The 19,949-nt window shown below is 57.7% G+C and carries 16 protein-coding genes and 1 tRNA gene; 10 read left to right on the top strand and 7 right to left on the bottom strand.

What is annotated here, in order from left to right; genetic code table 11:
- The first annotated feature begins 232 nt into the window (after positions 1-232).
- Positions 233-1,306: a hypothetical protein gene (locus AC0L3D_RS33370; RefSeq protein ID WP_473647218.1), complete on the top strand. Its 1,074-nt coding sequence runs from the start codon at positions 233-235 to the stop codon at positions 1,304-1,306.
- A gap of 56 nt (positions 1,307-1,362) precedes the next feature.
- Positions 1,363-4,161 carry an SEC-C metal-binding domain-containing protein gene (locus AC0L3D_RS33375; RefSeq protein ID WP_473647219.1) on the top strand — a complete coding sequence of 933 codons (2,799 nt, stop codon included), beginning with the start codon at positions 1,363-1,365 and terminating at the stop codon, positions 4,159-4,161.
- A gap of 19 nt (positions 4,162-4,180) precedes the next feature.
- On the opposite strand, the gene AC0L3D_RS33380 is transcribed toward AC0L3D_RS33375, so the two are convergent.
- From AC0L3D_RS33380 to AC0L3D_RS33390, 3 genes are read right to left on the bottom strand one after another with little or no spacing between them, the layout of a single operon-like run.
- On the bottom strand, positions 4,181-4,798 hold the full coding sequence (locus AC0L3D_RS33380; RefSeq protein ID WP_473647220.1) for a hypothetical protein: 618 nt from the start codon (positions 4,796-4,798) through the stop codon (positions 4,181-4,183).
- Entirely contained in the window at positions 4,791-6,119 is a 1,329-nt protein-coding gene (locus AC0L3D_RS33385) for a type II toxin-antitoxin system HipA family toxin (protein ID WP_473647221.1), read from the bottom strand. Before AC0L3D_RS33385 ends, AC0L3D_RS33380 begins: the two co-directional genes overlap by 8 nt.
- Positions 6,119-6,373, bottom strand: a complete 255-nt coding sequence (locus tag AC0L3D_RS33390) for a helix-turn-helix domain-containing protein (protein ID WP_473647222.1) — start codon at positions 6,371-6,373, stop codon at positions 6,119-6,121. Before AC0L3D_RS33390 ends, AC0L3D_RS33385 begins: the two co-directional genes overlap by 1 nt.
- 219 nt (positions 6,374-6,592) lie before the next feature.
- On the opposite strand from AC0L3D_RS33390, the gene AC0L3D_RS33395 reads away from it, so the two are divergent.
- Genes AC0L3D_RS33395 through AC0L3D_RS33415 form a run of 5 tightly spaced genes read left to right on the top strand, consistent with a single transcriptional unit; the run spans position 6,593 to position 14,257 of the window.
- Entirely contained in the window at positions 6,593-6,784 is a 192-nt protein-coding gene (locus AC0L3D_RS33395) for a type II toxin-antitoxin system prevent-host-death family antitoxin (protein WP_473647223.1), read from the top strand.
- A 1-nt stretch (position 6,785) separates the two neighbouring features.
- On the top strand, positions 6,786-9,191 hold the full coding sequence (locus tag AC0L3D_RS33400; protein WP_473647224.1) for a type I restriction-modification system subunit M: 2,406 nt from the start codon (positions 6,786-6,788) through the stop codon (positions 9,189-9,191).
- A complete protein-coding gene (locus AC0L3D_RS33405) occupies positions 9,185-10,468 on the top strand; it encodes a restriction endonuclease subunit S (RefSeq protein ID WP_473647225.1) in 1,284 nt (427 codons plus the stop codon). Before AC0L3D_RS33400 ends, AC0L3D_RS33405 begins: the two co-directional genes overlap by 7 nt.
- 25 nt (positions 10,469-10,493) lie before the next feature.
- Complete coding sequence (locus AC0L3D_RS33410) at positions 10,494-13,544, top strand: type I restriction endonuclease subunit R (RefSeq protein WP_473647226.1); 3,051 nt, start codon at positions 10,494-10,496, stop codon at positions 13,542-13,544.
- A complete protein-coding gene (locus tag AC0L3D_RS33415; protein ID WP_473647227.1) occupies positions 13,544-14,257 on the top strand; it encodes a M48 family metallopeptidase in 714 nt (237 codons plus the stop codon). Before AC0L3D_RS33410 ends, AC0L3D_RS33415 begins: the two co-directional genes overlap by 1 nt.
- Before the next feature lie 6 nt (positions 14,258-14,263).
- On the opposite strand, the gene AC0L3D_RS33420 is transcribed toward AC0L3D_RS33415, so the two are convergent.
- Together AC0L3D_RS33420 and AC0L3D_RS33425 are read right to left on the bottom strand one after the other, a co-directional pair.
- Positions 14,264-14,836, bottom strand: coding sequence for an ImmA/IrrE family metallo-endopeptidase (locus tag AC0L3D_RS33420; RefSeq protein ID WP_473647228.1), 573 nt, complete (start codon positions 14,834-14,836; stop codon positions 14,264-14,266).
- 2 nt (positions 14,837-14,838) lie between these two features.
- Complete coding sequence (locus AC0L3D_RS33425; protein ID WP_473647229.1) at positions 14,839-15,171, bottom strand: helix-turn-helix domain-containing protein; 333 nt, start codon at positions 15,169-15,171, stop codon at positions 14,839-14,841.
- A 136-nt stretch (positions 15,172-15,307) separates the two neighbouring features.
- Here AC0L3D_RS33425 and AC0L3D_RS33430 point away from each other — a divergent pair, with 136 nt between their 5' ends.
- The 3 genes from AC0L3D_RS33430 to AC0L3D_RS33440 are packed head-to-tail and all read left to right on the top strand — an operon-like array spanning position 15,308 to position 17,891.
- Positions 15,308-16,030, top strand: coding sequence for a multiubiquitin domain-containing protein (locus AC0L3D_RS33430; RefSeq protein ID WP_473647230.1), 723 nt, complete (start codon positions 15,308-15,310; stop codon positions 16,028-16,030).
- 8 nt (positions 16,031-16,038) lie between these two features.
- Positions 16,039-16,461, top strand: coding sequence for a hypothetical protein (locus AC0L3D_RS33435; RefSeq protein ID WP_473647231.1), 423 nt, complete (start codon positions 16,039-16,041; stop codon positions 16,459-16,461).
- On the top strand, positions 16,443-17,891 hold the full coding sequence (locus AC0L3D_RS33440; protein ID WP_473647232.1) for a ThiF family adenylyltransferase: 1,449 nt from the start codon (positions 16,443-16,445) through the stop codon (positions 17,889-17,891). Before AC0L3D_RS33435 ends, AC0L3D_RS33440 begins: the two co-directional genes overlap by 19 nt.
- 477 nt (positions 17,892-18,368) lie before the next feature.
- Here the strand turns inward: AC0L3D_RS33440 and AC0L3D_RS33445 are convergent.
- Together AC0L3D_RS33445 and AC0L3D_RS33450 are read right to left on the bottom strand one after the other, a co-directional pair.
- Positions 18,369-18,445, bottom strand: a tRNA-Arg gene (locus tag AC0L3D_RS33445).
- Between the two features lie 390 nt (positions 18,446-18,835).
- Positions 18,836-19,720, bottom strand: a complete 885-nt coding sequence (locus AC0L3D_RS33450; RefSeq protein WP_473647233.1) for a D-alanyl-D-alanine carboxypeptidase family protein — start codon at positions 19,718-19,720, stop codon at positions 18,836-18,838.
- Positions 19,721-19,949: the final 229 nt, after the last annotated feature.

Here is a 19,949-nt window from a genome sequence, read left to right on the forward strand (position 1 = left end):
CCGCGCGGGGTAGCGTGGCTGGGAAACACACCACCACCGCCGCCCGGCGGCGTGTGCGGGGGCGCGCGGGCCCCCGCCGGGGGGGCGGCGCCGCACGGCTCCAGACGAAGCAGGTTGATTACACTTATGGAAACACAGCTGATCTTAGCTGTTTCCGTGGTCTTTCTATTGCTTGCTGATCGCTCCGATACCGCAGTATTAGTCAAAAGGGTGAGCGAAGGCTGATTGGCGGATGAACAATCGTCACCGCGCAGAAATGGCTGGAGGGGCAGTGGGAAAAACCAAGGATGAATATGTGAGAGTTGCCCAAATGTTATCTGGGCTGACGTTCTCCATTCCAGTGTCCCTCATGACGCTTGAGAAGATCGAAGAGATTGAAGCCGCGGCGGTTAACGACTCGACCCTGTCATCCCTCCTCAAAGAACTCTACGACAAGCTGAAGGTCGTGGCCCGTCCGGAAGATTTTCACCGGATGGCACAATGCTACGAAGCGTATTCTGAGGTTGCCTTTTACGCTGCGGTGACTGGCAGGGGCGTGTCGCTCGCGCGTACGCCTGGAACCGGCAAACAGAATCAAAAACGTCCGGATTTCGTGCACCGTCGCCATGCGGGCGATCTCTATTTCGAGATCAAGGCGCTGGAAATCACCAACCCGCTATTCAGGCACAAAGAGCTTGCCGAGCGTGCGCTGGATAATGCTGCTGACTTAGACGGGAGAGCGAGAAAACCCGGTATTCATTTTGGGGAGCCGCTCGAAATCTCCGGTGCGCTTCCGACGGCCAGCGTTGTGAAGAGGATCGACCAGACCATCGGAAAGATCATCAACAACATAAAGCCCGACCAGATATATTGGGGCCCCACGGTTCTCGTCGTTGATCTCGGCCGGTTCGCCGGAATATCTCAAGGTGCGAGCGGCTTGCTCCCCGTTTTCTTTCACGACGCACCTCCCGCACGGAGCTGCGTGAGTGGCGAGTTGTGGCAGATTGCATTTGGAAATGCGGGAGAGCAGGTTTTCGAGCTTCCCGAGTTCGACGGGAAATCCAACCTGGCGGGACATCAAACGCAGCAGGGCATCCTTCGCGCCCATAAGGGCTTGGTGGCGATCGCCTTCATGCTCCCACGACTGGGTGGGGAACTAGAAATATTCACCGTCTGGAACAAGCGCTATGACAAGGCCCTCCTGTCGAACCCGCCTGCTCTGAACGAACATCAGCTCTATGAGATTCTGGACGACTTCTCAGACGGCGTTAATGACACGCGGAACGAGGACGGGTGGGCGCATATTGTTCATCCGGCAAAGCCGTGAGTCGCGCGCAAGGGGCACAAAACAAAGACGACCCGACACCCACTGAGCCCGCGGTGATGGATGCGGCCCAGCTTGGGCGCATCGAAAGTGTCCATCGAGGGTTCCTGTATCAGCATCTGTACGCGGTCGCCTGCCTGCTACGAGCGCAGAAGGCCGGCGCGTTGGCGATAGTGGTGGAACAAGATGAGGATATTGAGATCGTCCTGCCTGGCCGGCACATATACGTGCAGGTCAAGTCTCGCGCAGCAGCTCTCACGAAATCCGATATCGACGGTGCGCTTGAGCGGTTTAACGCCTTAAGGGCAGAGCATGCTGAAGGTCGTCGCACCGGCGCGGCGACCTTTGTCGTTGCCGCGAATGTGAAGCCCGGTCCTGCCTTGATGGCGGCGACGGGAGCGGCGGACTGGCCGATCGATGTTGCGATCCATTGGCCTGGTTGCGAAGATCCTGGTGAACCGGCTTTGCCGGAGCCGCAATCCGATCTTGATCATGCGCTTTCCCAGTGCGCGGCCCTCGCTGCAACATTGCCGTTCGCGCTGCTGGCCCCCGACACTTTGGTCTGGAAACTGGCGAGCATGGTGATGGCGGCATCAGCGGGAAATCCTCCGCGTGCCGACCATTCATTCTCGGTAGAAGAACTCAGCGGCCTCTTTGAACAGCTGGTCGTGCAGCTTCAGGATTTTCCAGCGCCGCCGCCGGTTTATCGCACTCAAGAGAACGAACCGACTCTGCAAACGGGCCAGCGGCTGCGAATGATCGTCGGCTACTCCGGCGCGGGAAAGACCTCGTGGGTATCGCAGGCCGCATCCCATGCGCTGGGAACCGTTGCCTATTACGATGTTGTCGAGACGCCAGGGCCCGCCTTGGCAGCATCTCTTGCCCGCGAACTTGCCGCTCGGCTTTTTGGAAGGTCGGGGGGAACGCTAGGAGAAATACTTCTTCCAGGAGCGACCGGACCGGAGATTCTGAGGGCTATTGGCAACCGTGCGGCGGCAAGGGGTGAACAGGTTACGCTAGTTCTGGACAACGGCCACAGGCTCCCTCCTGCGGATATTCTGACCCTGGTTGAGCAGGGGCGCGATCTGAATTTTGTAATCCTTTGCCAGCCTGGCAGAAACGTTACCGAGCTCGGAGCTCTTCTCAAAATCCAGGCAGAGACTCTACAGGGGTGGTCGACCGACACCGTCGCTCTTGAAGCGAGCGCGCATGGGTGTCGTGCAGACTTGGCAACCTGTCAGCGCCTAATTCAGCTGACCGCCGGGCTGCCGTTGTATGTCCAGAATGCCATGGCTGTCACGGCCGGTCAGTATGGCGGCAACCTCGGTGCCTTCTGCGATGATCTTGAAGGTCTGACGCATGAAGTCGAAACCGCTCAGGAACTGATCCTGGTCCGCGTCCTCGAAGGCCTTTCGCCAGCAGGTCGCGACGGATTGGGAGTTCTAAGCCTGTGCGACATTCCACTGAAGAGCGACGAGGCGAAGGCGCTTGTCAGCACCACGCTCGGTATTGATGAGAAGGCGGTTGCCAGCCGTTTCAGGGAGCTGCGCTCTGCGGGTCTAGTCGAAAGTTACAGTGACGGACGCATCAAGATTCACGATGCGCTGCGCCTTTTAGGACGCGCCCACCTTGAGAGCCAAGGAGGTGAAGCCGTTAAGAAGGCGCAGATTGCCCTCAAAGATATTGTTTCGGAATCGCTGCGGCAGGACTGGGAGCCCGCCAAATTACACTTTTATCTCCGGATGCTCGCCGCAGTCGGCGACACAAAAACGCTTGTCCAGTTTGCCACCGATGAGATGTTCCATGAGCTTGGCGTCCTGCCGGAGATACTGCGCTTCCTGGAGGGCGCGGCGGCCTCAGACGACACCGAAGCTGAGGACCGCTTCTGGGCATTGGACGGGCTCATATTCTCTGCGCTCAAAAGGGGCGCAATCGAAGACGCAGTAGCCTTCAATGAAGCGTCCGCGAAGCTGCTCGCTGAGCACGAGCTGGGTGCGGATGAACGCCTGGCACACGGGATGAAGCGCCTGCATATCCAGGCCGCCCAAAACGATGAAACGGGGGTCCGCGACACGATTGCAGAAGTCATCGAGCTTCTGCCTGATACGCCTCAGCACTTGCGGATTTTCCGGTACAATGCCGCCCTCGCTCTATTCAAGCTAGGCGTCTATGAGCCCGCCATCAACGAAACGTCTGAACTTATAAGAGAGTACTATGATGTCCTGGGCATAGAGCCAGCCGATGTCATGGGCCGCAACTCTCCGGCACTCGTACCCCTGATCCGGAAAGTTCCCGATTATCCAGATCACGCAAAGCATCTGGCAGACACTCTGGACCTGAACGCGCAGGCTCTTCAGCGCACAGGCCGGGCTTCGCCGTTGGGCCGAATTCACGCCATGAAGTTTTACGAAGTGGCGCACGCCTTCGACTCGCTGATCCGGGTCGGCCAGGACTTGGCGGGTGATTTCGTGGAACGCAACGATTTTATCGGCGCGCGTCAGGTGATCGAAACAAATCTCCTGCCGATCGTCCTGCGCCTCAAAATCCTCGATCGCATTGTGCCGGTCCGCAGCCAATACGCTGTCATTCTTGCCTATTGTGGCGAGTTTGATGCTGCGGAGAGAGAAATGGTACGCCTGCTTCCCTATGCTGAAGGCCTTAGTGAGGAAGGCAGAGGGGAGTTGCAGAACCAGAGCAAGCTGATCTCCCGAATCCGAGCTCTAGGTCCGCCACCACAATGGGTACCGCCTTTTCCGATAAGGCCTATAATTCCTCGCCAACAGCGAAAGGTTGGCCGGAACGAGCCTTGCCCTTGTGGTTCAGGCAACAAGTACAAGAAATGCTGCGGGCAGAGATAATGCCTCGCTAGCCAATCGATCAGCTTGCCTTTGTGCTGGATGCCAAAGGCTGTGGCGTCGTGTTGAACCAAGGCTCAACCTGCAAGGCATCGCGCAGCGGCGTTTTGATGAAGTCAGGTGCGCGGAAGACGTAGGTCGCGGCCATCGCTTTGCCTTCCGGTGTCAGGTTTTGAAGATGGGCAACGGCGTTTGGAATAGAGAAATCCTTCCCGGTCTTTTCCTTGAAGTCGCCCGGTAAACCAGTCCAGACGACGACATCAAAGTTCTGTTGAGCGGCCCACGGCGCGATCGTGGGAGGGACATCCGGTACACCCTTGTCGCTGTCGTCCGCGAAATAGAATCCCATGCGCCGCATGACCGTGCCTTCGCGACAACGGAGATCGGCGATGGCATCTACCGGGTTACGGCGTGTGCTGACGGCGTAATTGACCGAACACTCCCTGCCGTTTTCGGGATCGATGACAAGCGTAAGTGCGCCTTTACGGGTTTTCTCGGAGACTCGCGAAAATTCTAACGGCAGCGTGGGCCCACCGGGCAACCATCCTTCATGATGCTCGTCGAACTCGGGTCGTTTGTCCCAAATGAGGGAGCCCCATCCCAGGATGGCGATGCGCGGGTTTTGTCTAGCATTAGACATGAGAAACCTCTGACAGTGATTCTGCGACCCGCTTTGTGCGCTGCTTGATGGCGGCCATGGTCGAGGTCACGAGTTGATCGGGGAAGCTAGCGGGCAACGACTCGATAACAGCTTGCATTTGCCGTTCGGCGTTCGCTTCAATGTCTTCAAAGATCGAGAGCATCGCCGGGGTACCGACACCAGCGAGGTCTGCCGTCTGCATGAAATGCCGGGGCATGATGTCATTAATGGCATAGTGACGATTCGTTCCGACTGACATCGCGAGCTTGAATTTCTTGCGGGGGATTTGGCCTTGGTCGAGGCTCGGCTGCGCTGTCAGCACATCGTAGAGCGGTGTCATGCGAAAGCGCCCGCCGGGACTGAGGAAAATACTGAAGTTTTTCGCATGCCCGTCAGTCGCGCCGAGAAGCCAGAATATGATGCTCGCACGCATGAATGTCGTGATGTCGGCATCCGGCGTGTCGCTGCCTTTGAGCAGATTGATGATCTCGCGCATGCCGGGACCGCCATCAGACTGGTATTTTTTGGTCGGTGGGATCGACAACGCCTGGCAGATATCTTCCTGCGGCAGTCGCAGCAGTCGACCATCTCTCGCCCAAAGGCGGTCGAAGCGTTCGACGATCAGTGTGCGGCGCTCCCCGAAATCAGCGATCTCGACAGCGGGCGTCGGGACGCCAAACGAATGCAGCAGTCTTAGGCAAAGATACTCGTTCTCAACGCTGTTCGACAGGTCGATGCCGTTGGGGAGCTGGCCAATCTGCGGTTTGAGGATGTGGGTCGTTGCGGTCGTTCCTGTCGGCTTGAACCATTGGCCGTCCTTGCGCAGCAACGCGGTTTTCTCCTGAGCACCGGCAATTGAGATTCGGAAATCTTCGTCTTCGCCCATGCCGAGCGGTGCTGCAGCGAGGTTCTTGATGATGTCGGCGACCTCGTCGTCACTGATCGGTTTGCCGTCGGTGTCGCCGGCGGTGCCGGGGTCGATGCCGTCGGGCAAGAACTGGAGTGCGCCGACGCAGTCATGGCCGAGAGCGGTCAGCAGGCTGAAGGCGTCTGTGCCGTCAGCGCCGACGCGTTCGGCGACGCGCTTTCGGATGAGGTCGCTGTCGGGCAGCAGGTTGTCGAACACATTGATGACTGGGGTGCCGATATACCGGTCCTCGCGCAGGGGCAGCGACAGCGACACCGGGAATGTGCCGCTCCAGTCCAACCAGTCGCGTCCGTACTGGAAGTCGATTGCGCCTGTCGCCTCGCGTCGCAGTACGCCGACATGGCGGCTGTTCAGAAAGACATTGAGAGGGGCGTGAGCGCGCTTCCGTGCCATCAGAACAGGTCCTCGATGTCGGCGGCACTTCCCTGGGTGCGTGGGCGGACGACCAGTTCTAGGCTCAGGGCCGAAAGGGCTTCCATTAAAGTCCGCAGCTGGATAGCTGGCTCTCCGGCTTCCAGACGTGAGACTGTGCCCTGGCGTAGATGGATTTGCTCGCCTAAGGCGCCCTGGCTCAGCCGGGCCTGCTTTCGGGCGCGGCGCAGGATGGCGCCGAGCTGTTTTTCTGTGCGGGCGATATGTTCGTTCATTGTAGGCCTCCACGCATAAATATACGCGATGCCGTATAAATCGTCAATATACGCGTTTGCGTCTAAAATTTCAATATACGCGAAGGCGTATAAACAATGAAAATACGCGTTTGCGTATGGCAGGCCAGAAACCGGGCATGAGCATAAGGTCCCGCTTGGGTGTTGCGACTAATAGCTTAAATGGCCATTATGGACAGATTCGGGGCAGGGATCAGACCCATGAAATCCATGTCCGCAAAGGACGCGAAGAATGCCTTTGGCATGCTGATCGATAGTGCGCGGGCCGAGCCCGTAGCGATCGAAAAGCACGGCCGGAAGGTCGTGGTCGTGGTCGCCGTAGAAGAATATGAGCGGCTTAAGGCGCAAGATAGCGCCGCAGCCGTGAAAACAGAATTGAAGGGGAACGGCTGACGTGGCGCTCAAGAAATCAGAACTTTATAGCTTCCTGTGGTCGAGCTGCGATGAATTGCGCGGCGGCATGGATGCCAGCCAGTACAAGGACTACGTTCTCTCTCTCCTGTTCATCCGCTATATCAGCGACAAGTACGCCAATGTCCCTTATGCGCCGATCACGGTGCCAAAGGGCGCCAGCTTTTCGGACATGGTGGCGCTGAAGGGCACGCCGGACATCGGCGACCAGATCAACAAGAAAATCATCGCGCCTCTGGCCGCTGCCAACCAGCAGCTTTCCCAGGCTGACTTTCCTGACTTCAACGAAGCGTCGAAACTCGGGGACGGGAAGGAAAAGGTCGAAAAACTCACCAACCTTATCGCCATCTTTGAAGACCCCGCGCTGGATTTTTCCTCCAACCGGGCGGACGGCGACGATATCTTGGGCGACGCCTACGAATATCTGATGCGCCATTTCGCGACCGAGAGTGGAAAGAGCAAAGGCCAGTTCTACACGCCCGCCGAAGTCAGCCGCATAATGGCGCAGATTATCGGCATTCGCTCCGCCAAGACCAGCGGCGACACCACCGTCTATGACCCGACCTGCGGCTCGGGATCACTGCTGCTGAAAGTGGCCGACGAGGCCGGGACCAATGTCACGCTCTACGGGCAGGAGAAAGACTCCGCGACGAGCGGTCTCGCGCGCATGAACATGATCCTGCACAACACGCCGACAGCGATGATCATGCAGGGCAACACCCTCACCGATCCGAAATTCAGGGACGGTGACGCGCTAAAGACATTCGACTACGTCGTCGCCAATCCGCCTTTCAGCGACAAACGCTGGAGTACCGGTCTTGATCCGCTCCATGATGAGCATGATCGCTTCAAAGCGTTCGGCGTCCCGCCCGCAAAGCAGGGCGATTACGCTTATCTGCTGCATATCGTACGGTCGCTGAAGAGCACTGGGAAAGGCGCATGCATTCTGCCGCATGGCGTTCTCTTCCGTGGCGGTGCCGAAGCTGAAATCCGCCGCAACCTTGTGCGCAAGGGCTACATCAAGGGGATCATCGGCCTTCCCGCTAACTTGTTTTACGGGACGGGCATTCCGGCTTGCATCATCGTTATCGACAAGGAAGACGCGCAAGCCCGCAAGGGCATCTTCATGATCGATGCCAGTCAAGGCTTCATGAAGGATGGCCCGAAGAACCGGTTGCGGTCGCAGGACATCCACAAGATCGTCGACGCGTTCTCGAAGCGCCTCGATATTCCCGGTTTCTCCCGCATGGCGTCGTTCGACGAGATCGAGAAACAAGACTTCAACCTCAATCTCCCCCGCTACATCGACAGCCAGAAGCAGGAAGACCGGCAGAATATTGAAGGCCATCTGCGCGGCGGTATTCCGCAGTCGGATATCGATGCGCTCAAGGCGTATTGGGACATCTGCCCGTCTTTGAAGAAGGCGCTCTTCAAGGAGTGCCGCAAGGGCTATGTCGAGCTGACCATCGACAAGGCGGCGATCAAGTCCACCATCTTCGGCCATCCCGAGTTCACGGCTTTCATCGCCGGTATGAACAAGCATTTTGATGCCTGGCGCGTTCGCAGCGCGGAGAAGCTGAAGGCGCTAAAGGCCGGTCATCACCCGAAGGATGTTATTTTCGAGCTCTCAGAGGAATTGCTGTCCCACTATTCCGGCAAACCGCTCATCAGCAAGTACGACGTCTACCAGCACCAGATGGACTACTGGGCGGAGGTGATGCAGGACGATTGCTACTTGATCGCCGCTGATGGCTGGAAGGCGCAAACTTACCGCGTTATCGAGAAGGACAAGAAAGGCAAGGAGAAGGATCGTGGCTGGGCATGCGATCTCGTGCCGAAGTCCCTGATCGTGGCGCGCTACTTCGCTGATGAACAGGGTGCCATCAATGAAATGACGGCAGACCTGGAATCCGTTTCTGCCGGCCTTGCCGAGCTTGAAGAGGAGCATAGCGGCGAGGATGGGGCATTTGCTGAGCTAGAGAAGGTCAACAAGGCGAACGTCGTTGCGCGTCTGAAGGAGATTAAGGTCGACAAGGAAGCGAAGGAAGAGGCATCGATTCTCAATGAATGGTTGGAGCTGTCGGGGCGTGAAGCAGACCTAAAAAAGGAAATCCGTGAAGCGGAAGTCGCACTCGATCTCGCAGCCTACAAAAAGTATCCGAAGCTGTCAGAGGGCGAGATCAAGGTGCTGGCCGTTGATGACAAATGGCTGGGGGCAATCGACGCGCGCATTCATGGGGAGATGGACCGCATTAGTCAAGCGCTGGCGCAGCGTGTTCGGGTTCTGGCGGCTAGATATGAAGCGCGGCTTCCTGACCTGATAGCGAACGTCGCTCGCCTCCAAGCAAAGGTAGACGCCCATCTTAAGGGGATGGGATTTTCATGCTGAATGTTCGAACGCAAGATGCCCGAAATTCCTCCTCATCATCCGACCACACAAACAAGATTCCAAAAGGCTTCTATCGTTCCGAAGTTGGTACGGTTCCGATTGGGTGGCGCGTTGTCCGCCTAACCGACGTAGCGCGTCTTGAAAGCGGTCACACACCGAGCCGCAGACAGCCTGCATACTGGGATGGGAATATTCCATGGGTCTCTTTGCACGATAGCAATGGGCTTGATTGTCGCGAAATAACGACGACCGCGCAGTCAATTACACCAGCAGGCATAGCAAATTCGTCAGCCAGGCTTTTGCCGGCTGGAACTGTGATCTTTTCCCGCACAGCTACTGTTGGAAAGTCAACGGTACTTGGTCTCGATATGGCAACAAGCCAGGATTTTGCCTGCTACATATGCGGGCCTCAAGTTCACAACCACTTCTTGGTCTATCTATTCCGCAGTATGGCTGCGGAGTGGAAGAAGCTTATGGCCGGCAGCACCCATAATACCGTCTATATGCCAGTATTTCGGGACTTACGGGTCGCATTGCCTCCCATCGCCGAACAATACGCATTAGCTGAGGTTCTTCATGATGTAGATGAGCAAATTCGGGGCTATGAGACTTTAATTACGAAGAAGTCGCAGATTAAGCAGGGGGCAGTTCAAGAACTACTTTCAGGGCAGCGAAGACTTCCGGGTTTCCGAGGCGAATGGGCAGTTCAATCTCTCAACCAGTTGGGAGAGGTGCTTATTGGACTTACGTACTCACCGAAGGACGTTAGCGCAGACGGCACTCTTGTGCTGCGTTCGTCGAATGTTGACGGCGGCACCCTCAAATTTGATGACAATGTTTTTGTAAAAATGCCGATACCGGATCGGATTATGGTTCGTAGCGGAGATGTACTTATTTGCGTCAGAAATGGAAGCCGCGATTTGATCGGCAAATGTGCGAAGATTGATGAACGCTGTCATGGCATGACGTTTGGGGCGTTCATGGCAGTCTACAGGACGCCATATCACAATTATCTATTTCATCAGTTTCAGTCGGATATTGTAAAGCGCCAAATACACGAGCATTTGGGTGCCACTATTAATCAAATTACCAACAAAAGCCTAAAATCTTTCTCAGTGCCGTTCCCAACGGACGAGCGCGAAAGAGCGGCGATATCTGACATACTGTCAGATATGGATGCCGAGATTTCGGGTATTGACCGGAAGCTTGCGAAGGCTCGCCAGATGAAGCAGGGCCTGATGCAGGAATTGCTGACTGGGCGGGTAAGATTGATATGATCTTGTATGAGGGGGGAGTTGGGTTGTGAACGATATCGGCAAGCCGGAGCGGGCCACGCAGAAGCGCGTCATCGAGCTCTTCCGTGACGAGCTGGGCTATCGCTTCTTGGGCGACTGGTCGGACCGGGACGGCAACAGCAATATCGAAGACGACCTGCTTTCGGCGTCGTTGACGAAGCGCGGCTATGGCGCCACCCAGATAAGCGCCGCCATTTACAAGTTGCGCACAGAGGCGAGCAACAACAGCCGTAGCCTCTATGCCAATAACCAGGCTGTCTACAATCTCCTTCGCTATGGCGTGGCCGTGAAGGTGGAGGCGGGGAAAGCCACCGAGACCGTCCATTTGATAGAGTGGGACGAACCGGCGAATAACGATTTTGCCATCGCCGAGGAAGTCACGCTGAAGGGTGGTCTTGAACGCCGCCCCGACCTGGTACTTTACCTGAACGGCATAGCCTTCGGCATGGTCGAGCTGAAAAACAGTCGGGTAACTATCGGCGACGGAATCCGACAGGCGCTCTCAAATCAGAAGCCGGAGTTCAACCAAGCCTTCTTCAGCACCATTCAGTTCGTGTTTGCCGGGAACGATACCGAGGGCTTGCAGTACGGGACGATCGGAACACCGGAGAAATTCTTCCTGAAATGGAAGGAAGACGAGCAGGACGACACGCGCTTCAAGCTGGACAAATACCTGTTGCGGATGTGTCGCAAAGACCGCGTCCTCGAATTGCTCCACGATTTCGTGCTGTTCGACGGCGGCGTCAAAAAGCTCCCCCGCGTCCATCAGTATTTTGGGATCAAGGCCGCACAGGAGTACGCGCGGGAGCGCAAAGGCGGAATAATCTGGCACACCCAGGGCAGCGGGAAGAGCATCGTAATGGTGCTGCTGGCCAAGTGGATTCTTGAGAACAATCCGCATGCCCGTGTCGTCGTGATCACCGATCGCGACGAGCTCGATAAGCAGATTGAGCGCGTCTTCAGAGACTCGGGCGAGCAGGTCAAGCGCACCAGCAGTGGTCGAGACCTTATGACCCAGTTGGGCCAAGCGACACCCCGCCTCCTGTGTTCACTGGTGCATAAATTCGGTCGCAAGGACGTGGACGACTTCGACGCCTTCATCCGGGAACTGGAAGCACAGCCTAGCAAGACGGTGGGTGAAGTTTTTGTTTTCGTGGATGAATGTCATCGTACGCAAGGCGGCAGACTCCACCGCGCTATGAAGGCGATGATGCCCAACGCGGTTTTCATGGGGTTCACCGGCACGCCATTGCTCAAGAAGGACAAACAGACAAGCCTGGAGATATTCGGCGGCTATATCCACACCTACAAATTCAGTGAAGCGGTCGATGACGAAGTCGTACTCGATCTCGTTTACGAGGCGCGCGATATCGACCAGAGCTTGGGATCAGAGGATAAGATTGACCAGTGGTTCGATGCCAAAACCAAGGCGCTGAATGATTGGCAAAGGGATGAGCTGAAAAAGAAATGGGGCACGATGCAAAACGTGCTCAGCTCACGCTCCCGGATGGATCGCGTCGTCAGCGACATCGTCTTCGATTTCAGCGTTAAGCCCCGCCTGTCAAGCGAGCGCGGCAATGCGATCCTCGTGGCTTCCAGCATCTACGAGGCTTGCAAGTACTTCGAGCTTTTTCAGAAGACGCCCTTCCGCAACAAGTGCGCTCTTATCACGTCGTACAATCCGAACGCGCAGGACGTTACGAAGGAAGAAACAGGCGCCAACACCGATACGGACCGTCAGTTCATTTACAACACATATGTCGAGCTGCTTAAGGGCGTTGAAGCCAAGGGCGGGCTCTCCAAGACTGAAGTCTACGAGGAAGCGGCGAAGGCTCTTTTCACCAAGGAACCGGCAAACATGAAGTTGCTGGTTGTCGTGGACAAGCTGCTCACGGGCTTCGACGCGCCGCCCTGCACCTATCTCTATATAGACAAGTCGATGCAGGACCATGGCCTGTTTCAGGCGATTTGCCGGACTAATCGACTAGACGGCGAGGACAAGGATTTTGGGTACATCGTCGATTATAAGGACCTGTTCAAGAAGGTCGAAAACGCGATCGCGGTGTATACCTCGGAGCTTGACCATCCGGACGACGGGCCGTCTCCCGACGTGCTGCTCAAAGATCGTCTGAAGAAAGGCAGGGAACGCCTCGATCAGGCCCTGGAAGGCATCATCCTGCTTTGCGAGCCTGTGGAGTCGCCGAAAGGAGAATTGGAATATATTCATTTCTTCTGCGGAAACACCGAGATCGCGTCGGATCTCACAGAGCGGGAACCTCAACGCGCGGCGTTGTACAAGGCGACTGCCGGCCTGCTGCGTGCGTACGCCAATATCGCTGATGAGATGGATGCCGCCGGCTACAGCGTCGGCGATGTCGCTCGCATCAAGAAACAGGTCGAGCACTACCTGAATGCGCGAGATACTGTGCGCCTGGCCAGCAACGAAAGCCTCGATCTGAAGGCTTACGAGGCTGATATGCGGCACCTGATCGACACCTATATCGAGGCCGATGAGCCGCGCAAAATTTCGCCGTTCGATGGTATGAGCCTTCTGGAGCTGATCGTGAAGACAGGGATCGCGGATGCGATCTCATCCCAGCTCGGCGGCCTAAAAGGGAATAAGGACGCGATCGCCGAGACGATCGAGAACAACGTCCGCAGCAAGATCATCAAGGAACATCTCAACGATCCGGCGTTCTATGAAAAAATCTCTGCGCTCCTGGATGAAATCATCGCAAGCCGTAAAGCCAAGGCGATTGAATATGAGGAGTATCTCAAGCAGATAGCCGCGCTCGCACGGCGCGTCGAGGCGGGCCAAGCTCACGATACGCCATCGAGTCTGAATACTCCGGGCAAACGCGCCCTTTACAACAACCTCGGTCAAGACGAGGCGCTTGCCCTAAAAGTGGATGAGGCCGTGAAATCGAGCCGCCCGGATAGCTGGCGCGGTGTTCAGGCCCGTGAGCAGCTCATCAAGGCTGCGCTTTACAAAATCCTTCAGGACTTCGCCGAGGTCGAGCGCGTGTTTCTCATCATCAAGGCGCAGAAGGAGTATTGATGATCACCGAACTCGATATCGGCGGCATATCAGTCGATGTGGTGTTCAAGGACATCAAGAACGTCCATCTGAGCGTGTACCCACCGACTGGCCGGGTGCGCATATCTGCTCCTAATCGCATGACCATTGAGAATGTTCGCCTGTTCGCGATCTCCAAGCTCGGATGGATAAAGAAGCAGCAGGGAAAGCTCCTTTCGCAAGAGCGTGAGGCGCCGCGCGAGTTCCTGGAACGTGAAAGTCACTACGTTTGGGGGCGACGTTTCCTATTGCGGCTTGAAGAGGAGGGCGCGGCCGGTGTGGAATTGCGCCATCGCGATATGGTGCTACGGGTTGAACCGGGCGCCTCCCCGCAGCGGCGGCGGGAGTTGGTCGACGACTGGTATCGCCGTGAACTGCGCCTCGCGGCGGCTCCCTTGGTGCACAAGTGGGAAGTCACCTTGGAGCTTCAGGTTTCCCGCTTCTTCATCCAACGTATGAAAACCAAGTGGGGCAGCAGCAATCCAGCCCTCAGAACCATCCGCCTGAATCTGGAGCTTGCCAAGAAGACACCGGAATGCCTGGACTATGTGATCCTGCATGAAATGCTGCACTTCCTGGTTCCGGACCACAGCACGCGCTTTCAAGCAATGCTAGATGAACGGATGCCGGGATGGCGACAGTTGCGACAAAAGCTAAACGAAGAGCCGCTGTTTTACGGCGACACAGCAGCTTAGCCCACTTCAGGTCCGGCTATTTGCGAGCTGTTTGTCGACCCCAGTCAAGTTGCGCCGCATCCGCAGCAAAGCTGCGCTTACGCCAAAATATTTGGCCATGGCATTGTCGGACATTCCTCGCCGGATAGCCTCTAGCAAGGCGTCACGAGAAAGAAGCAGCGTGCTTGCAAGGCAGTTCGCTTCTTCCTCGTGCACTTCATTGTATTCGTTCATCATCATGTGCCCGTCTGGCGTATGGAATACGTGGGCGGGTTCGTGCTCAAGAATGATGTGCGCCAGTTCATGTGCCAGCGAGTTGTTGCGCCGGCCAAGATCAGGCGTGCTGTTCAGAATAATCAGGACCATGCCCTCAGCTGTGATAGTGACTGCGTCCCAACTTTCCGGATCGTCCACCGTCAGGTGACTGACGATGTCTTGCTGCAGGCCGGGAATGTCCGCAGGCGACCAGACATGAATTCCAAGATGCCGGGCCAGCAGAAGAGGGTCGAGAGGTGCGCCGCGCGCGAGTCCGAGATCGCGCCGATAGCTTGCGGCCGCGTTCTCGCACCATGTCTTGAAGCCGCGGCGCAGGTTGGCCAAGGTCAGCCCTCATTCTTTCGAATGTCCGCCATGGCCGCCTGGGCGGTCAGTATCATCTGCGCTAGGTGTTGAGCCGTTTTCGCGCTCACAGTCGGTTTTTTCCTGAAGTGGACGCGCGCAAGAGATTGCGGTGCGCTCGTCACGCCGACCACATCTTCCAACGCGATACCGAGCCAGCGGCAGATGCGTCGATAATTTGCAAGGTCCGGCATGAACCCACGCTCCACCCGGGACAAGGTCGCGTGGCTTATTCCAATTTCCTTTGCTGCTGCCCGGATACCCATCTCGCCGCGCTTTTCCTTCACACGCAGGCCGAGGTTTTCCAGCGTTACCATGTCATAGGCTCCTCCTTGGATCATATATAAGACAACGGTTGACAGATGAACCAAATGATTCGATACTGTCTTACATCTGATCCACGGTCGCACAGCGCGAATCGGCGGTCAACCTTTTAGGTAAGGAGTGCAGCTCATGCCCACTATGGAAACCTCTGCGGTCGATGCCAGTGAAGCGCGCGGCCACAAATGGCCGGTAGAAATCGCCGGCGCCGATCTTGTTTTCTCCCGTCACGTGCTTCGCGATCCCATGCCCTCGGGACGGCAAATCATCGCCGCAGCCGGGCATCGCGATCCCACCGGCTCCATTGTTCTTCAGTGCCTTCCGGACGGTGCTCTTGAAGAGCTTCGCCTCGAAGAACTGACCGACATCGTCGCGCGCGGCATCGAACGCTTTATCGTCGTGGAGAGCGATCGCAGCTTCCGCCTTGAGGTCGAGGGGCTCCGTCTCGAATGGCCGTGCGCGCCGATCTCGGCCGCCACGATCAAGACCCTTGCTGGCCGTGATGACGAAGGCTTGTCGGTAGTATTGGAACGAGCCAATCGCCCCGACCGCATTCTCGAAGACGACGAGATCGTCGACCTCAGCAACCTGGGCGCTGAGATTTTCCGTCTGCGCAAGCGTCCCGCCGAGATCGAGATAGCGGTGAACGGTCAGACCTTTACGATCCGCCGCGGAGTGAAGACCGGCCTCGAAATCAAACAGGCCGCCATCGACGCCGGCATCGCGATCCAGCTTGATTTCGTGCTGAGCCTGGAGGTCGGACCTGGGCAGACGCGCATCATCGGCGACCGGGATCGTGTCCGGGTGAAGCCCGGCCAGCAGTATCTTGCCATTGCCGACGACGACAACAGCTAGGAGACGCGATGACCCCCGCCGTGCAAAAGGCCATCGACGCGATCAGGCACCAGTTCGGGGACGAAAAGGTAATTGTCGCCGCCGACCGCGACGGCGGAGTATACGTGATTGTGGAGGGCGTCCCGGTTGGGGCGCCCTTTTCACAGGAAGAGAGCTGGATCGGCTTCCACATTCCCTCGACGTGCCCATACGCCGACGTCTACCCCCACTTCGTCGAATCCGGCCTTTCCCGCATCGACGGCGCAGCCCTGGGTGAAGGCTTCTCCACGGGTCAGAATTTTCCCGAGCAGGCAGCGTTGAAAGTTCCGGGCTCGATGCCCACCCGGTCCGCCGTGCAGATTTCCCGCCGCTCGAATCGCAGGGATACGGCCGGGCTGGAAACGCCACTCCATAAACTGCTGAAGGTGCACCAATGGCTGAAATCCCGATAAAGAGTCCTTGGTCCCTGACCATTCCCGAAGCGATGTTCGAGACAGTGACGGCCCACCTGTTTCCCGGCGACCACGATGAGCACGGCGCCGTGATGGTGGCCGGCATTCACGTATCAACTGACGGCAACGTTCGTCTTCTCGCGCGGGACCTTTTCCTCGCGGAAGACGGTGTGGACTACGTTCCGGGCAAGCGCGGATACCGAATGCTAAAAGCGCAGTTCATCCAGCGGCATATCCTCGCTTGCCGGGATGAGAAGCTTGTCTATCTGGCCATCCATAATCATGGCGGCCGCGGCTCTGTCGGCTTCTCGCAGGATGATTTCAACAGCCATGAGCGCGGGTATCCGGCGCTGCTTGATATCAGCGCAGGCAATGCCGTCGGGGCGCTTGTGTTTGCGGAAGGCGCGATCGCCGGCGACATCTGGCTTCCGGGCGGTCGACGCGTGGCGCTTGAACGAGCCGAAATTGTCGGGCGCCGCCGCCAAATATTGCGACCATCGCCTGTTCATGCGGCGGTGAAAGCGTTGCCGGTTTATGATCGGCAGACACGCATATTCGGCGATGCCGGGCAACTGGTTCTGTCGGGTACGAAGGTTGCCATCATAGGCCTTGGAGGCGTCGGTTCTCTCGTTGCGGAGTATTTGGCCCGGCTCGGTGTGGGCGCCTTTGTTCTGATTGATCCTGACCGTCTCGACCCAACCAACCTGCCGCGTGTAGTCGGAGCGCGGCGCGGCGACGTCTGGTGGTGTCTCAGCAATCCCGCGGCGCCAGCCTGGCTGAGCCGCCTCGCGCTGCGGTTCGCGACGCGCAAGGTCGACATCGGCAAGCGCGTCATCAGGCAGGCCAATCCGACTGCGCGCATCCAGACCATCGACCGCAATGTGCTGGACCCCGTATCAGCGTCGGCACTTCTCGATTGTGACTACATCTTTCTTGCTGCTGATGAGATGCGCGCCCGCCTCCTCGTCAATGCCATCATTCACCAGTATTTAATTCCCGGCGTTCAGATCGGCAGCAAAGTGTCGGTCGGAAACGAAGGCGATCTGACAGACGTGTTCAGCGTAGTAAGGCCGCTGCGACCGGGCATGAACTGTCTTTGGTGCAACCAATTGATCAATCCCGGCAAGCTTGCGGATGAAGCGAAGACGCATGGCGAGCGCAAACGTCAGCGTTACGTGGATGACGAAGAGGTCGCTGCACCAAGCGTGATCACGTTAAACGGCGTAGGGGCTGCTCATGCCTGTAACGACTTTCTGTTCTTCATGATGGGGTTGTCGGGCGGCTCGACCGACTATGCCCGGTATGACAGCCGGTCGCGCAGTCTGACTTTTTCAACGCCCCGCGCCGATGCAGATTGCCCGGAATGTGGGTGCGGAGGCCGCTTGGGTCATGGTATCACCGGGCCTGACTTGCCGGTGTTCTCTTCGTGATGCCCTTGACCCTAGTCCTCATACTCTTTTTCGAACGCTACGAGAGCAAAGACAGTCCCGACTGACGCCTGCGAAGCTTCAATCTTCGGGACCGCGGGCCCTTCCAGCCCTCGTTTCTGCGCCAGAAAAGGCATCCCGTTTGCCCGCCGAGATCGGCGTGGAGGCGGCGATTATGTCCGCTTTTGGTGGAATCCTCCAACTGTGCGAATGACCGAGACTGGGCGCAAAGCCGCCGTTCGCAATGGTTATTGCTTGCCAGGCTAAGACGCCAGCACGGGCCTCTCAAATCTTTGGCGACCGAAATTCAGAAACCCCAAAAAGGCAAAGCCTTCCGTCCGCCTATAAACATGGCCCAGTCTTCAACTGATCCCGAACCGCGGTGGTCGAACACACAAGTCGCCGAATGTCCGACGAATTGGCCCACTCAAGTCCAATTTTTTCTGACGTCGTCCAGACTTCTATGTCGTCCGACATTTTTGGCGCACCCGACAGGATTCGAACCTGTGACCTCTGCCTTCGGAGGGCAGCGCTCTATCCAGCTGAGCTACGGGTGCTTTCAGGATCGTTAATCCGGAAAACGAACCAGCCGGTAAACCGGCCAGCCACGGCTTCTTAGCGGAAGCCGGCGCGGGCTTCAACGGGCAAGTGGCCGGCGGGCAGGGTTGCGAACTCGGAATAACGCATTTTCCGGATTGCTCATTCCAGGGAGGCCACGATCTGGAGCCTGCCGTGACCCTCGAAGGTGCGGGAAGCAAGCCCGAAGGCCGGCAAACCTGCGGTTTTATCGGCCTATGAAGAATGGCGCCGAAGCCTGAATGAAAAACCCGCCTCGGCGGGCGGGCGCAAATCAGCACTATGAATAAATTCCTACCATAATTGCCGTCACCTGTCAAGGTGAAACCACCGATCAAGATCTCGCCCCATCACTGCCGAACGTCCACCCCTCACTGCTCGGCATACAGCAGCCGCGTCGTCGTGTTCGACGACGGCGACAGGTTGCGCTGGATCAGCGCCTCGACGTGGTCGTTGCGCTGGCGCGCGCTGTCGGCGCCCATCACCACCAGGATGAGCCGGCGGCCGTCGGCATCGTAGGAGGTGACGATGTTGAAGCCGGAGGCTCTGATGTAACCGGTCTTGATGCCGTTGACGCCGCGGACGCGGCCGAGCATGTCGTTGTGGCCGCGCACCAGCCTGCCCCGGAATATGAAGTCGCTTTCGGAGAAATAGTGGAAATGCTGCGGGAAGCGGGCGCGCAGCGCCGTGCCGAGCACCGCCATGTCGCGCGCCGTCGTCAGCTGGCCGGCGTCCGGCAGGCCCGACGCGTTGCGGAAGACGGTGCTGCGCATGCCGATCTGGCGCGCTTTGGCCGACATCATTGCGGCGAACGCCTGTTCGCTGCCGCCAAGATATTCGGCGACGGCGACCGCCACGTCATTGGCCGATTTGACGGTGATCGCCCGGATCGCCGATTCGACATCGATCGCCTCGCCGCGCCTGAAGCGCAGCTTGGTCGGCGGCTGCCTGGCGGCGTTGGTCGAGACCGGGATCAGCGTCGTCTTGCTGACGCGGCCCTGCTCCAGAGCCTCGAACAGCAGGTAGAGCGTCATCATCTTGGTCAGTGACGCCGGATAGCGCGGCGCCGTCGAATTGGCCTCGAACAGCGTCTTGCCGCTGCTGCCGTCGATGACGACAGCCGCATATTTCTGCGCCGGCGCCGGCACCGCCAGCATGGTCTCGGTCGGCGTCGTCGCGCAGCCGGCAACGAGCCCCAGCAGCGCAAACGCCGCGACAAATTTTTTGATGAGCGGAAAGAGGCGCGGTTTGGACATTCTGAAGGTAAGCTGTTGCTGAAACGAGTGGGAAACTAGCCTAACCCAATGGCGCCGTCCATTTCGTTAATGCCGGTCTTCAGGGCAATCGCTTCGGTTTGAATTCACCCGCTCCGGGCGTTGGCGCTGCCCCTCCCTGCTTGCCGGCATTGCGGCCAGTCTCTTTCTCCCTGTTTACGGCAGGGCTATCGCTGGGCCGAGGCTTTCGCTTTACGATGGACCCCCACCC

The organism is Mesorhizobium sp. WSM4837 (assembly GCF_055811435.1).

What these genes read in the sequence shown, in the direction of transcription:
- AC0L3D_RS33395 (WP_473647223.1), top strand. Translation starts at nt 6,593, where the DNA reads ATGAAATCCATGTCCGCAAAGGACGCGAAGAATGCCTTTGGCATGCTG.
- AC0L3D_RS33405 (WP_473647225.1), top strand. Translation starts at nt 9,185, where the DNA reads ATGCTGAATGTTCGAACGCAAGATGCCCGAAATTCCTCCTCATCATCC.
- AC0L3D_RS33375 (WP_473647219.1), top strand. Translation starts at nt 1,363, where the DNA reads ATGGATGCGGCCCAGCTTGGGCGCATCGAAAGTGTCCATCGAGGGTTC.
- AC0L3D_RS33430 (WP_473647230.1), top strand. Translation starts at nt 15,308, where the DNA reads ATGCCCACTATGGAAACCTCTGCGGTCGATGCCAGTGAAGCGCGCGGC.
- AC0L3D_RS33450 (WP_473647233.1), bottom strand. Translation starts at nt 19,720, where the DNA reads ATGTCCAAACCGCGCCTCTTTCCGCTCATCAAAAAATTTGTCGCGGCG.
- AC0L3D_RS33440 (WP_473647232.1), top strand. Translation starts at nt 16,443, where the DNA reads ATGGCTGAAATCCCGATAAAGAGTCCTTGGTCCCTGACCATTCCCGAA.
- AC0L3D_RS33425 (WP_473647229.1), bottom strand. Translation starts at nt 15,171, where the DNA reads ATGGTAACGCTGGAAAACCTCGGCCTGCGTGTGAAGGAAAAGCGCGGC.
- AC0L3D_RS33435 (WP_473647231.1), top strand. Translation starts at nt 16,039, where the DNA reads ATGACCCCCGCCGTGCAAAAGGCCATCGACGCGATCAGGCACCAGTTC.
- AC0L3D_RS33380 (WP_473647220.1), bottom strand. Translation starts at nt 4,798, where the DNA reads ATGTCTAATGCTAGACAAAACCCGCGCATCGCCATCCTGGGATGGGGC.
- AC0L3D_RS33415 (WP_473647227.1), top strand. Translation starts at nt 13,544, where the DNA reads ATGATCACCGAACTCGATATCGGCGGCATATCAGTCGATGTGGTGTTC.
- AC0L3D_RS33370 (WP_473647218.1), top strand. Translation starts at nt 233, where the DNA reads ATGAACAATCGTCACCGCGCAGAAATGGCTGGAGGGGCAGTGGGAAAA.
- AC0L3D_RS33385 (WP_473647221.1), bottom strand. Translation starts at nt 6,119, where the DNA reads ATGGCACGGAAGCGCGCTCACGCCCCTCTCAATGTCTTTCTGAACAGC.
- AC0L3D_RS33390 (WP_473647222.1), bottom strand. Translation starts at nt 6,373, where the DNA reads ATGAACGAACATATCGCCCGCACAGAAAAACAGCTCGGCGCCATCCTG.